Genomic DNA, 12,956 nt, shown 5'->3' on the forward strand with positions numbered 1-12,956 from the left:
TATCGCCGACGCGGCACATCCGCAGCAGAGAGGACTTCGATCTCGGGTCTGAACTTATGGTCGGCCATAAGGTCGGACTTAGCACCGACGCCGAAATCCCGTCAGACGGCCTCCGCCGCAGGGATACAGATGAGGGGGCAAATCGGAAGTTCCCGCGTCTTCGCGTAGGCAGATAGGGCAGCCCTGGACGATGGTGCTCCGGATTCCACGGGCATGATAAGGCTCGCCTCTGAAGACGTAACTTCGAGCGGCGATGTAATGGGGCGACCATGCGCGCAGATCATCGCTGTTAGTCCCCGACAAATCCGCCAGCTTCTGCAAGGCTTCGGGACCACCGTCTATGACCGACTTGAACGGTAGCCCCATATCCCGGCCGAATTCGGACACCTCAATGCCGTTCCGTGCGGCGAGGCGCGACATCAGGGAGAACCCGGTTTCGCGTAAGTTCAAAGAAACCGTGAGTGGCAGGCGGCTGGTCAACTGGCGCTCCGGAGCACTGGGTGAATACAACTCATCCAAATGATAACGTCGCCCGACATCGCGAGATAGCCTTGATTGGACCATATGATGGCACATTGCCCCGCAGCAGGAAGGTGTGCAGCCCGGCTACCACATCGGCACGCCCTACGCCCCGAACCTCGATTGACTTGCCGACGTCCATGACGTCCTCGGATGCATCGGCAATCACCAAATCCCCATCCTTCACGCGGGGAAGCGTAGCCACCTGTCCCGGCGTGATTTCGGGCAAGCGGCTTCTGGAAAGGTCCAGCAAGACGGATTTCATGCCATGAATATCACCATAATGAATGTAACCGACGCCGAGGTTGGTCCCAAGTTGAGAGCGCGATGCCGACCCGGTGCGCAGGAATTGGAAACACTGGCCAAACGTTGTTTCATTCCACTCCCCCGAGAACCCCGGCAGGCGGCGCTTGGCGGTCAGGAGGTCCTGCATCGCGCCCTGCTTGATGAGCCGCTTCTTGGCGATCAACCGCTCCAGCCCCTCAATCAGCGCATCCGCATCCGAAAGCGCCTCGGCGATGGCTTCTTGTTCCCCGGGATCGGTTATGGCCCACATCGGAACAGTGTGGAGATCATTGCGGTTTACGCCCGGGACACCCGTTTTTCCGCTGTGCTCGTGAAAATCCAATCGACTCAGGAGATAGTAGCAATATTTCTCGTTGTTCCCTTGGAAGTTCGACACAAACAGCGTCGTGTTCAATGGCCAATAGGGACCTTCGGAATAATAGACCTTTCCGATGGTTCCATAGCGACCGGTAACAACACCTGGGCCGTGCTTGGCCGGAACTGCGTGGAAATCTTCGGCCCCTGACGATGAGATAATTGGGATCTGCCCTTCGCGTCGTTCCTTTTTGGGAAGGTCGAACCCACGTTGAAGCGTCATAATCTCCCCGAGGGACTTCTCGGTCCAGCTTGATGTCATTGCGCAAAACCCATGGCCTGAAGGTGTTCAGAGACTCTGGAGGATAAATTTTCCAGCGTGGCGGTAATTTCACACAACGTGTGCCCATACCGCTCCGTCAGCACCCGCACCCGGGCGGTCAATTGCTCCGTCCGGGCCTCGATCTCGGCCTCGATCAGCTCGGCGATGTCGGTCAGCCATTTGTCCTCCACGACCAGCGCGCGGATCTCCTCTTCGGTAAGATCAGGGTATTTCTTTAGCGTGGCCTCCCTCAGCGCCTCCTCGGCCTCCTTGACCGCCTTCTTCGCCGCCGTCTCCGCCGTCATCAACTTGGCCACCCGTTTCAGCAGCGGCGCCTCTTCGGCATCGGCCTCAGCGCCGCGCTCGAGCATGCCCTGATCGCGAGGTTCGGCACTTTGGGCCGGGTCGAAGACGAGTTCCTGCTGCGCTCGGACAATGGCCTGGTCTTCACCAGCCACCACTTCACGGCCATCGTCCGCAGCTACGGGCTGAAGCAGGAGTTCATCACCCCGCACTGTCCGCAGCAAAACGGCATGGTCGAGCGCTTCATTCGGACGCTCAAGGAGCAGTGCGTGCATCGCCACCGCTTCGAAAGCATCCAACATGCGATGCGCGTCATCGGTGACTGGATTGCCTTTTACAACAACCACCGCCCTCACCAGGCGCTTGCCATGCGCACGCCTGCCGAGGCATTCAGATTAGCGGCTTAACCTGAGCAGATTCCGCTGGGTCAATACAGCCGAACTTTGGCGCCGGTTGCGAGCTGGCGGTTTCCAGGGCAGCCTTCGTGTCGTCGGAGAATGGGCAACACGCCAGCGCCGCGCAGAGCATGCTGTGCCATCGGGCACGGCAAAGTCGCCGCCCGCCCGCAGGATTGCGCGCTTGCTGACCATGGGCCAGGATCATCTTTGCAGGTCAGATGCCATCCAGGTCGCAAGGATCAAGGCCGCATTGCCGGCTCTTGCGACAGCCCGTCGGCTGACGGACCGCTTCACGGATATGGTGCGCAATGCTCGTGAAAACGCGTTGGAAATATGGTTGGATGAGGCGGAGGAGAGCCTGCTCGGCGCCTTCGCCCCCGGGCTTCGGCGAGATCAGGCTGCGGTCGCCGCAGCCCTGCGGGAACCATGGTCGAACAGACAGACCGAGGGACAGATCAACCGCCTCAAGACCCTCAAGCGCCAGATGTATGGTCGGGCGAACATCGATCCGCTCAGGGCCCGGCTCGTTGAAGCGTCCTATTGAGGAGGAGCGCCGAGCCTGCACCAAAACTGAGGCAGAGCCAGTTTTGCAGGCCGAAACACATTGGGGCGGGTATCGAAGATCAGGCCTGTGTTGCGGTTGGTACGGGTCTGTCGATCAGTCAGAGTGCGGGGTGTCGGGGGCCTGGCTGCGGTGCAGTTCGCCCATGTCCAGCAGGGGCGAGGCATCCAGCGCCGAGGCGTTCAGCATCGAGACGACACGTTCCAGCGCCGCGACGATCATCGCCTGTTCCCAGTCGGCCAGAGCCTCGAACTCCTCGACATACTTCTGCTGAAGAGGGTCCGGCGCGCCCTCGACCGCATTGCGGCCCTTTTCGGTGAGCATGATGTTGGTCTGGCGCCGGTCGGTGTCAGAGCGGCGGCGTTCGATCAGCGCCTTGGCCGCCAGCCGGTCAAGCAGGGTTGAGACAGTCGCCTGGCTGACGCCCATCTGCAGGGAAATCTGCTTTGGGGTGATGCTGCCGCAGGTCAGCACGATCTGGAGAACCCGGATCTGTACCGGGGTCAGGCCGGCCTCTTGTGCGAGGGTGCGACCGTAAAGCTCGGTGGCGCGCAGGATGCGGCGCAGGGCGACAAGGGAGGTATCGGTTCTGTCCACAAAGTGATCCCGGGCGGTTGCCGGATCAGTCTACAGGCCATGCTACGCTCCGCAACATTGAAGATATATCGGCAGGCTAAGTAAAAATGTGCCGATTGGGTGGCGGATTTGCGATATTCCGGAAAAAATTTCCCGTAAGACAATGATAATAAACGTAAAAAACGGCAAGCACATAAACTTACTTAGCCTAATTGATCTTCTTGAAAAGCACCGTATATCTAGGGGCGCCGACATCAACGAGAGAGTCCGAGGTATCCCGTGGTTGATATATGCCCCACCAAGTCGCGTCGTGACGACGTGCAGTTCCGCAAGCCCGAAGCCGAAGATGGCGCCGCCATCTGGGCGCTTGTCGCTGCCTGCAAGCCGCTCGACGAGAACTCCATGTATTGCAACCTGATCCAGTGCGACCATTTCCGCGATACCTGCATCCTGGCCGAACTGGACGGTGAGCCGGTGGGCTGGATTTCGGGCTATGTCCTGCCCAGCGACGCTGAATCCTTCTTCGTCTGGCAGGTTGCCGTGTCGCCCAGGGCGCGCGGGCTGGGCCTGGCCAAGCGGATGCTGGAAAAGCTTCTGGCGCGCGACGAATGCCGCGATGTCACCCGGATGCAGACCACGATCACCAAGGACAACGACGCCAGCTGGGCCCTGTTCCGCAGCTTTGCCGACGCACAGGACGCGGAACTGGACCACGAGGCCCACTTCGAAAGCGATACCCATTTCCAGGGCGAGCACGACACCGAACACATGGTGACGATCAGCCTGCCTGCCACCGACGAGCTTGACGCCGTGGCCTGAACGGCCCGCCAGCTCGCGATCCGATACCGAAAAAGGAAACTGCAATGACGACTGATACTTCAGCCGACACGACCATCTTTTCGCGCCGCGAATCCCAGGTGCGCAGCTATTGCCGCAGCTTTGATGCGGTCTTCAACCGCGCCAGCGGTTCCACCCTGCATGATTCACAGGGCAACAGCTATACCGACTTCCTGTCGGGCTGTTCCTCGCTTAACTATGGCCACAACGACCCCGACATGAAGGCCGCATTGGTCGAGCATATCACCAATGACGGCATCGCCCATGCTCTGGACATGTACACCGATCCCAAGGCCGCGTTCCTGGAAACCTTCGAGCGTCTGGTGCTGGCCCCGCGCGGGATGGACCACAAGGTGATGATGACCGGCCCGACCGGCGCCAATGCCGTCGAGGCCGCGATCAAGCTGGCGCGCAAGGTGACGGGGCGCACCAACGTGATTTCCTTCACCAACGGTTTCCACGGCATGACCCTGGGCGCGCTGTCGCTGACCGGAAACTCCGGCAAGCGGGGCGGTGCCGGGGTGCCGCTGAACGGCGTGACGCATCTGCCCTACGAGGGGTCGCTTGGCGATGATGTCGATACGCTGGCGCTGATCGAAACCATGCTGGACAACGATTCCAGCGGTATCGACGCCCCCGCGGCCTTCATCCTGGAGCTGGTGCAGGGCGAAGGCGGCCTGACCGCCGCATCGCCGGAATGGGTGCAGGGCATTGCCCGGCTGGCCAGGAAACACGGCGCCAAGCTGATCGTCGATGACATCCAGGCCGGGATCGGGCGTGCCGGAAGCTTCTTCAGCTTCGATGAGATGGATATCGAACCCGACATGGTTCCGATGGCCAAATCGCTCTCCGGCTTCGGCCTTCCCTTCGCGATGCTGCTGGTCAAGCCCGAGCTTGATGTCTGGAAACCGGCCGAGCACAACGGCACCTTCCGCGGCAACACCCACGCCTTCGTGACGGCCCGGGTCGCGCTTGAGAAATTCTGGTCGGACGATGCCTTCAAGACCGAGATCGCCGAAAAGGCGGTGGTGCTGCGCGACGGGTTGCAGCGCATTGCCGACCTGATCCCCGGTGCCCGCCTGAAGGGGCGCGGCATGATGCAGGGGGTCGATGTGGGCAGCGGCGCGCTGGCCGGTGCGATCTGCGCCGAGGCTTTCGCCCGCGGGCTGGTCATCGAAACCTCGGGCGCCGAGGACGAGGTGGTCAAGGTTCTTGCCCCGCTGACCACGCCGATGGAACAGTTCGCGCAGGGGCTTGAAACCCTTCTTGGCGCCGCCCGCGCCAGCACCGAAACCAAGATCGCAGCGGAGTGACCCCATGATCGTTCGTGACATCGAAGACCTGAAGAACACCGACAAGGATGTGAAGGACGCCCGCTGGACCTCGGTTCGCATGCTGCTGGCCGGGGACGGGATGGGCTTTTCCTTCCATATCACCACGCTTGAGGCGGGTTCGGAACATACGTTCCATTACAAGAACCACTTCGAAAGCGTCTATTGCATGTCCGGCAAGGGGTCGATCACCGACCTTGGCACGGGCAAGACCCACGCGATCCGCCCCGGCGTGATGTATGCGCTTGATCAGCACGACAAGCACATCCTGCGGGCCGAGGAAGAGCTGGTCATGGCCTGCTGCTTCAACCCGCCCGTCACCGGAACCGAGGTTCACCGCGCCGACGGCTCCTACGCAGCGGCCGAGTGATCCGAAGCGGCGGCGCGCCGCTTCTCAACGCCCCGGGGCCGCGCGACAGGCGTTTGCCCGGGCCCGGGGCGCCGAAATTTGCCAAGACAGAAAGAGGCGCCCCCGCCAGATGGGGCGAGCATCCATGAGCAACGATACCCATACCGTCGAGAAGATCGGCGGCACATCGATGAGCCGTTCGCGCGAACTCCTGCAGCCGCTGCTGCTGAATGGCGGAGGTGAACCTTACGGCCGGGTCTTCGTCGTCTCAGCCTATGGCGGCATCACCGACCTGCTGCTGGAACACAAGAAAACCCACGATCCGGGCGTCTATGCCCATTTCGCCAATGCCCAGAACGATCATGGCTGGTCAGATGCCCTGAACGGCGTGGCCCAGGCGATGTGCGAGGCCCACCGCCAGGTTCTGGACGCGCCGGGCGACATCCACGAGGCCGACGATTTCGTGCGCGAACGGATCGAAGGGGCGCGGTCGTGCCTGATCGACCTGCAGCGGCTGTGTTCCTACGGGCATTTCCGCCTGCGCCAGCATATGGGCATCATCCGCGAGCTTCTGTCGGGGCTGGGCGAAAGCCACTCGGCCCATGCGACCACGCTTCTGTTGCGCCGTGCCGGTGTGAACGCGCGTTTCGTCGATCTCAGCGGTTGGCGCGATGACCGCGAGGTCACGCTGGACGAGCGGATCGAACAGGCCTTCCGCGATGTCGATCTGTCCCGCGAACTTCCCATCGTCACCGGCTATGCGCAATGTTCCGAACATCTGATGTCGTCCTATGACAGGGGCTATTCCGAAGCGACGTTCAGCCGTGTCGCCGCCCATACCGGCGCGGCCGAGGCGATCATCCACAAGGAATTTCACCTCTCGTCGGCCGATCCGAAACTGGTGGGGCTGAAGAACGTCAAGAAGCTGGGCCATACCAACTATGACGTGGCCGATCAGCTTTCGAACATGGGGATGGAGGCGATTCACCCCTCGGCGGCCAAGACATTGCGTCAGGCGGGAATTCCACTGCGCGTCACCAATGCCTTCGATCCCTCCGACCCCGGCACCCTGATCGACGATGCCCCGGCCGAGCGCCCGCAGGTCGAGATCCTGACCGCGCTCGATGTCTTCGCCTTCGAGGTGTTCGAGCAGGACATGGTGGGGGTCAAGGGCTATGACGCCACGATCCTTCAGGCCCTGACCCGTCACAAGGTCAGCATCGTTGCCAAGACATCCAACGCCAATTCCATCACCCATTACGTCGATACCTCGCCGAAACTGGTGAAGCGGGTGGAAAGCGATCTGGTGGAGGAATATCCCACCGCCTCGGTCACGACGCGGGGCCTGACGGTGGTGGCGGCCATCGGGCGCGATCTGAAGGGGCTGAATGCCCTGGGGCAGGGGCTTGCCGCGCTTGAGAAGGCAGGGATCACGCCCATTGCCGTTCAGCAGGGGCCACGCAACGTGGATATCCAGTTCGTCACCCGCCGCGAGGACGGCGAAACCGCCGTGCGCGCCCTGCACGAGGCCCTGATCGAACGGGCCGCCGCCGAAACGACGAAGCCCAAGCGCGACAGCAGCGCCAAGGGCAAGGAGCCGCTGGCGGCCTGATATCAATTGCATTGAGCGAGTAGGGGGGGGGGGCGCTGCGCCGGCAGCGCCCCCGTTTCGTTTCAGCGATATTCCCGGTGCAGCAGGCGGGCCTGTGGGCAAGGCCCGGTCAGAGGGCGGGCCGCGCGCTTTGAATGTCCCATCCCTTGCTTGCTTCCTTCAGGTACCGAAGAAAGCTCTGCACCTTCATGGTGCGGTGCAGGTCCACATGGGTGACAAGCCATAGCTCGGCCGTCCATTCGGGGCGGGGGGGCATCACTGGTATCGCCTCGGGGGTCAGCCGGGCCTCGTAGGTCGACATGAACCCCAGGCCAGCCCCGGCCAGCATCGCATCGCGCAGCACCCGCCCGTCGGTGGCGCGATAGGTGATGCAACTGGCCGGAACCGTGCGGAAAAGCCACTTGTAGAAAGGCGCGTTGGTTTCGGTGTTGTCTGCCGCGACGAAACGGTGGTTCGCCAGGTCGGCATCGGTGGCCGGTGTGCCATGCCGTTCAAGATAGGCGGCGCTGCCGTAGATGCCGAAGGTATCGCTCAGGAAAGGTTGCACCACGTTGTCGGCCTCGTCCGGGACGGCCCCGGCGCGGATTGCCACGTGGGCCTCGCCATATTCCAGCCGGAACAGCCGTTCGTCGGTCAGGAACCGCACTACAAGGCCGGGGTGGTCGGCCTGGAACGCCGCCAGAACCGGGGTCAGCAGCCGCGACAGGGACGCGATCGAGGTCACGACAAGTTCGCCGGTCACCGAGGCGCCCTGTCCCCGGATGCGCCCGGCCAATTGCGTGAACTGATCGTCGGTGGCCTGTGCGACCTGAAGAAGGTCCGCCCCCGCCTCGGTTGCCGTATATCCGCGCGCGTGGCGTTGGAACAGCTTGACCCCCAACTGGCCCTCAAGCGCGTCGATGTGGCGGATCACGGTGGCATGGTGAACGCCCAATGCCTCGGCCGCGCCGCTGACCGTGCCAAGGCGGGCCACATGATAGGCGGTCCTGATCTCGTCCCAGGTGTTGATCGTCATTATATCCGGTCCGTTCCTGCGTGTCGTTTCCATCCAGACGGCATTTTCCTGCTGGTTACAAGGCCGTGGAACCGGTTGGAAAGCCCGCGCGATTTCACGGCGCCGTGAGGGCGGGTTTCAAGTGCAGATTGTTAGATGCCGGTTCGGAATGGCGATTGTAACATTCGGGCAGGCCCGCCGCTGTTGCGCGCAACATGGCCCCCTGATTCGGCTGGTTTTGGCCCCTACATGCCCTTGCTTTGCAGCCCTACGTTGGCGCGCAGAAATCCGTCGCTTCCTCCCCTTTATGTGATGTGCATTTGCGCACAGTGGTCCCGATAGTTTCGCCCCTACCGTTCCTTATCGCGCGGGTCCATCTGTCCATCACAGCAGGCGGACAGCGAAACGAAGCACCGCCTCAACATCTCAACCGGGGCCTGGCATGACGCCATTCCCCACGTCAGTAAAAAGGACCAATATCATGAAACTGAACGCATTTGTCGCCGCCCTTGCCGTTGCCGCAACTTCGGTTGTCGCCGTTCCCGCCGTCGCCCAGACCTATTCGCAGGGCCACATCCAGCTGGCGCGCAGCGTTGGCGTTGCCCCCGGCACCCTGACCACCGCCCAGCTGATCGAACTGGACCAGGCCCAGAGTGAAGGTGGCGCCGCCGGTCGTGCCAAGGCCGAGTACATCCTCCAGTCGGCCGGTGCCGAGCGCATCTCGACCTCGAACGCCGAAGATCGTGGCCGCGCCATCCTGCTTGAGCGGGCTCAGCACGAGAACAATGAATTCCTCATCGACCAGCTGAAGAAGGACGTTGCCAACAACACCGCTTCCGACCTGGGTTCGGTGTCGCCCGGCAAGGCCCAGCTGGCCGCCTCGCTGAACGTCGATCCGGCCGAGTTCACCACTGCCGAACTGGTTGCGCTGAAAACCCGCCTGGATTTCGCCGACAACTCGAAGTAAGCGGTCTTTCCTCGCTCTCCCCGACGGGCGCCGGTCACACGGCGCCCGTCTTGCGTTTAGGGGGGGGCACGCACTTGGTTGACTCGCCCCGCGCGAACGGGTAATTCGCTTTCCAATTCCGGGAGTCTTTGTGTCTTCCGGTCCTTGCAGTGTGCAAGGATCGCCCCCCACCAGCGCGTTGCGCCCGTGGGGGCACATGTCGTTTGCCGAATGTCCCTTGGGGATGTGCGGCGCCCGGGCCAGGCCCGGATTTGAAAGTGACCCGGTTCGCGCCCACATGCGGACCATGTAGAAACCGCCCGCAAAGGACCGCGTGCCATGTTTGAAAATCTGTCCGAACGCCTGAGTGGCGTGTTCGACCGGCTCACCAAACAGGGTGCCCTGTCCGAGGATGACGTCAAGACCGCCCTGCGCGAAGTGCGCGTCGCCCTTCTTGAGGCGGATGTGTCGCTGCCCGTGGCGCGCGATTTCGTCAAGGCGGTCCAGGACAAGGCCACCGGCCAGGCGGTGACGAAATCGGTCACGCCGGGCCAGCAGGTGGTCAAGATCGTCCATGACGAACTGGTGCATGTGCTGGCGGGCGATGACGAAGACCCCGGCAAGCTGCGCATCGACAACCCGCCCGCCGCGATCCTCATGGTGGGTCTGCAGGGTTCGGGCAAGACGACGACCACCGGCAAGCTGGCCAAGCGGTTGAAGGACCGCGAGGGCAAGCGCGTCCTCATGGCCTCGCTTGACGTGAACCGCCCCGCCGCCATGGAACAACTGGCGATTCTCGGCACGCAGATCGGTGTCGATACCCTGCCCATCGTCGCGGGCCAGCGCCCCACCGACATCGCCAAGCGGGCGAAAACCCAGGCGGGTCTGGGCGGCTATGACGTGATCATGCTCGACTCTGCCGGGCGGTTGTCGATCGACGAAGAGCTGATGACCGAGGTCGCGGCGGTACGCGACATCGCCCAGCCGCGCGAAACCCTGCTGGTGGTCGACGGCCTGACCGGCCAGGATGCGGTGCACACCGCCGAGAATTTCGACCAGCGCATCGGCATTTCCGGTGTCGTCCTCACCCGGATGGATGGTGACGGACGCGGCGGTGCCGCCCTGTCCATGCGCGCTGTCACCGGCAAGCCGATCAAATACGTCGGCACTGGCGAAAAGCTGGACGCGATCGAGGAATTCCACCCCGAACGCGTGGCCGGCCGCATTCTGGGCATGGGCGATATCGTCAGCCTTGTGGAAAAGGCGCAGCAGACCATCGAGGCCGAACAGGCCGAGCGGATGATGAAGCGCTTCCAGAAGGGTCAGTTCAACATGAACGACCTGAAGATGCAGCTTGAACAGATGCTGAAGATGGGCGGCATGGAAGGCGTCATGGGAATGATGCCCGGCATGGGCAAGATGCAGAAACAGGTGGCCGACGCCGGTTTCGACGATTCCGTGCTGCGCCGCCAGATCGCCCTGATCCAGTCGATGACGAAGAAAGAGCGTGCCAACCCCGGCCTGCTTCAGGCCAGCCGCAAGAAACGCATCGCCAAGGGTGCGGGGCTTGAGGTCAGCGAGTTGAACAAGCTTCTGAAGATGCAGCGCCAGATGGGCGACATGATGAAGAAGATGGGCAAGATGGGCAAAGGCGGCATGCTGAAACAGGCCATGAAGGGCATGTTCGGCAAGGGTGGCATGCCCTCCGAGGCCGACATGCAGGCGGCGCAGGCCCAGATGGGCGGCAAGCTTCCGGGCGGTTTCCCGGGTATGGGCGGAATGCCCGGCATGGGTGGCGGCGCGCTGCCCCCCGGCCTGTCGGGTTTCGGCAAGAAGAAATGAGCGACCGGATGCAGCACACCACCATCGAGATTCCGACTCTCAGGACCGAGCGGCTGATCCTGCGCGCGCCCAAGGCCAGCGACCTGCCGGACTATACCGCCTTTCGCATGTCCGACCGCACCGCCTTTCTGGGCGGCCCCTTCACCGAGGCGCAGGCCTTCGACCAACTGGGCGAGATCATCGGCCACTGGCACCTGCGCGGCATGGGCCGCTGGATCGTCGCCGATGGCGAAACCGACGCGCCCCTGGGCATTGTCGGGTTCTTCTTTCCGGTGTTCTGGCCGGAACCCGAACTGGCCTGGTCGGTCTTCGAAGCGGGCGAGGGGCGCGGCGTCGCTTACGAGGCGGCCCTTGCCGCCCGCGCCTTTGCCTATGACAGCCTTGGCCTGACCACGCTGATCAGCTGTGTCGATCCGCTGAACACCCGCTCGGTCGCGCTGGCCAAGCGCATGGGCGGCTGGCCCGAGGGCAGTTTCGAACACCCCGACAAGGGGACGATCCATGTCTGGCGTCATCCGGGGCCCGAGGCGTCATGAACGCACCCACCCTCACCACCGACCGTCTGACCCTGCGCAGGCCGCAACCTGCGGATTTTCCTGCCTTCGCGGACCATTGCGCCAGCGACAGGGCCGATTTTTCCACCGGGCGCCTTCATGCCCGGGCGGCCTGGCTGGAGTTCGCGGCGGCCGCCGGTTCCTGGGCGCTGCACGGGTTCGGGGCCTGGTCGATCGAGGATCGCGCAAGCGGTGCCTACCTGGGCGAGGTGATGCTGCAACATCCGCCCCATTTCCCCGAGCGCGAGCTGGGCTGGACCCTGATGGCACCCGCCGAGGGCAGGGGTTATGCCGCCGAGGCCGCGACCGCCGTTCTTGACTGGGCGCGTGAGCGCGGCGACGGCGCACCGGTCAGCTATATCTCGCCCGGCAACGCGCGCTCCATCGCCCTGGCCAAACGGCTGGGCGCGGTTCACGACCCCGACGCCCCGCTGCCCGATGGCGAAACCCCCGCCGACACCACCGTCTATCGTCACAGGTTCACACAATGACCGACAACATCCAACGCGCCGCCGACTTGCTGGCCGATCACCGCAAAAGCATCGACCGGCTTGATGCCATCCTCGTCTATACCCTGGGCGAGCGGTTCAAGCATACCCAGGCGGTGGGCGCATTGAAGGCAAAGCACGATCTGCCGCCCTCGGACCCGACCCGCGAGGCGACACAGATCGCGCGGCTCGAAGCCCTTGCCAAGGATTCCGATCTCGACCCGGAATTCGCCAAGAAATTCCTGGCCTTCATCATCCAGGAAGTCATCAAGCACCACGAAATCCACAAATCCTGAGGGCCACGCGCCCGACCCAGCCATTCAAAGGAGAACACCAAATGGCCATGAAGATCCGTCTCGCCCGTGGCGGCAGCAAGAAGCGCCCCCACTATTCCATCGTCGCCACCGACAGTCGCATGCCGCGCGACGGTCGCTTCCTGGAAAAGCTGGGCACCTACAACCCGCTGCTGGCCAAGGACGACGAGAACCGCGTGAAGATGGATGTCGAGCGCATCCAGTACTGGCTGTCCCAGGGCGCCCAGCCCACCGACCGCATCTCGCGCTTCCTGGAAGCGGCCGGTCTGCGTGACAAGAAGGTGCGCAACAACGCCAAGAAGGGCACCCCCGGCAAGGCCGCCGTCGCCCGCGCCGAGGAAAAGGCCGCCAAGGCTGCCGCCCCCGCCGAAGAGTGAAGCCAATCGCCCCGCGCCCCCCGGCGCGGGGC

The 12,956-nt window shown here is 63.1% G+C and carries 16 protein-coding genes and 1 pseudogene; 12 read left to right on the forward strand and 5 right to left on the reverse strand.

The genetic code is table 11. The annotated features are described in order from the left end of the window. Positions 1–78: 78 nt before the first annotated feature. From H7828_RS23015 to H7828_RS23020, 3 genes are read right to left on the reverse strand one after another with little or no spacing between them, the layout of a single operon-like run. Complete coding sequence (locus H7828_RS23015) at positions 79–576, reverse strand: TniQ family protein (protein WP_425354963.1); 498 nt, start codon at positions 574–576, stop codon at positions 79–81. Then, positions 512–1,441, reverse strand: coding sequence for a restriction endonuclease subunit S (locus H7828_RS20040; protein ID WP_226782849.1), 930 nt, complete (start codon positions 1,439–1,441; stop codon positions 512–514). The genes H7828_RS23015 and H7828_RS20040 overlap by 65 nt, the downstream gene beginning before the upstream one ends. Further along, a complete protein-coding gene (locus H7828_RS23020; RefSeq protein WP_226782850.1) occupies positions 1,438–1,812 on the reverse strand; it encodes a hypothetical protein in 375 nt (124 codons plus the stop codon). The genes H7828_RS20040 and H7828_RS23020 overlap by 4 nt, the downstream gene beginning before the upstream one ends. Before the next feature lie 162 nt (positions 1,813–1,974). Between H7828_RS23020 and H7828_RS23025 the strand changes: the two genes are divergently transcribed. Next, positions 1,975–2,151 carry an integrase core domain-containing protein gene (locus tag H7828_RS23025; RefSeq protein ID WP_412094031.1) on the forward strand — a complete coding sequence of 59 codons (177 nt, stop codon included), beginning with the start codon at positions 1,975–1,977 and terminating at the stop codon, positions 2,149–2,151. 22 nt (positions 2,152–2,173) lie between these two features. Continuing rightward, a pseudogene (locus H7828_RS20055) lies at positions 2,174–2,686 on the forward strand (transposase); the annotation flags it as partial. Between the two features lie 114 nt (positions 2,687–2,800). On the opposite strand, the gene H7828_RS20060 reads toward H7828_RS20055, so the two are convergent. Next, positions 2,801–3,301: a MarR family winged helix-turn-helix transcriptional regulator gene (locus tag H7828_RS20060; protein WP_226782852.1), complete on the reverse strand. Its 501-nt coding sequence runs from the start codon at positions 3,299–3,301 to the stop codon at positions 2,801–2,803. Between the two features lie 258 nt (positions 3,302–3,559). Between H7828_RS20060 and ectA the strand changes: the two genes are divergently transcribed. The 4 genes from ectA (at position 3,560) to H7828_RS20080 (ending at position 7,409) form a co-directional block, all read left to right on the forward strand. Then, on the forward strand, positions 3,560–4,099 hold the full coding sequence (ectA, locus tag H7828_RS20065; protein ID WP_226782853.1) for a diaminobutyrate acetyltransferase: 540 nt from the start codon (positions 3,560–3,562) through the stop codon (positions 4,097–4,099). 44 nt (positions 4,100–4,143) lie between these two features. Then, the gene (gene ectB / locus H7828_RS20070) at positions 4,144–5,430 is read left to right on the forward strand and encodes a diaminobutyrate--2-oxoglutarate transaminase (RefSeq protein ID WP_226782854.1); all 1,287 of its coding nucleotides are present in this window, start codon (positions 4,144–4,146) and stop codon (positions 5,428–5,430) included. 4 nt (positions 5,431–5,434) lie between these two features. Next, a complete protein-coding gene (locus H7828_RS20075) occupies positions 5,435–5,818 on the forward strand; it encodes an ectoine synthase (protein ID WP_226782855.1) in 384 nt (127 codons plus the stop codon). Positions 5,819–5,942: 124 nt separating this feature from the next. Next, positions 5,943–7,409, forward strand: a complete 1,467-nt coding sequence (locus H7828_RS20080; protein ID WP_226782856.1) for an aspartate kinase — start codon at positions 5,943–5,945, stop codon at positions 7,407–7,409. Positions 7,410–7,518: 109 nt separating this feature from the next. Here the strand turns inward: H7828_RS20080 and H7828_RS20085 are convergent, their stop codons facing one another. After that, complete coding sequence (locus tag H7828_RS20085; RefSeq protein WP_226782936.1) at positions 7,519–8,418, reverse strand: LysR family transcriptional regulator; 900 nt, start codon at positions 8,416–8,418, stop codon at positions 7,519–7,521. A gap of 466 nt (positions 8,419–8,884) precedes the next feature. Between H7828_RS20085 and H7828_RS20090 the strand changes: the two genes are divergently transcribed. The 6 genes from H7828_RS20090 to rpsP all read left to right on the forward strand — a co-directional run bounded on the left by H7828_RS20090 (position 8,885) and on the right by rpsP (position 12,924). Next, a complete protein-coding gene (locus H7828_RS20090) occupies positions 8,885–9,370 on the forward strand; it encodes a hypothetical protein (RefSeq protein ID WP_226782857.1) in 486 nt (161 codons plus the stop codon). 318 nt (positions 9,371–9,688) lie between these two features. Beyond that, positions 9,689–11,191: a signal recognition particle protein gene (ffh, locus tag H7828_RS20095; RefSeq protein ID WP_226782858.1), complete on the forward strand. Its 1,503-nt coding sequence runs from the start codon at positions 9,689–9,691 to the stop codon at positions 11,189–11,191. 8 nt (positions 11,192–11,199) lie between these two features. Next, the gene (locus H7828_RS20100) at positions 11,200–11,727 is read left to right on the forward strand and encodes a GNAT family N-acetyltransferase (RefSeq protein WP_226782859.1); all 528 of its coding nucleotides are present in this window, start codon (positions 11,200–11,202) and stop codon (positions 11,725–11,727) included. Beyond that, positions 11,724–12,236: a GNAT family N-acetyltransferase gene (locus H7828_RS20105; RefSeq protein ID WP_226782860.1), complete on the forward strand. Its 513-nt coding sequence runs from the start codon at positions 11,724–11,726 to the stop codon at positions 12,234–12,236. The genes H7828_RS20100 and H7828_RS20105 overlap by 4 nt, the downstream gene beginning before the upstream one ends. Continuing rightward, a complete protein-coding gene (locus H7828_RS20110) occupies positions 12,233–12,529 on the forward strand; it encodes a chorismate mutase (RefSeq protein WP_226782861.1) in 297 nt (98 codons plus the stop codon). The genes H7828_RS20105 and H7828_RS20110 overlap by 4 nt, the downstream gene beginning before the upstream one ends. Positions 12,530–12,570: 41 nt before the next feature. Further along, positions 12,571–12,924, forward strand: coding sequence for a 30S ribosomal protein S16 (gene rpsP, locus H7828_RS20115; RefSeq protein WP_226782862.1), 354 nt, complete (start codon positions 12,571–12,573; stop codon positions 12,922–12,924). Positions 12,925–12,956: the final 32 nt, after the last annotated feature.

Origin of the sequence: Oceaniglobus trochenteri (assembly GCF_020529025.1) — a bacterium.
Lineage (GTDB): Bacteria > Pseudomonadota > Alphaproteobacteria > Rhodobacterales > Rhodobacteraceae > Oceaniglobus > Oceaniglobus trochenteri.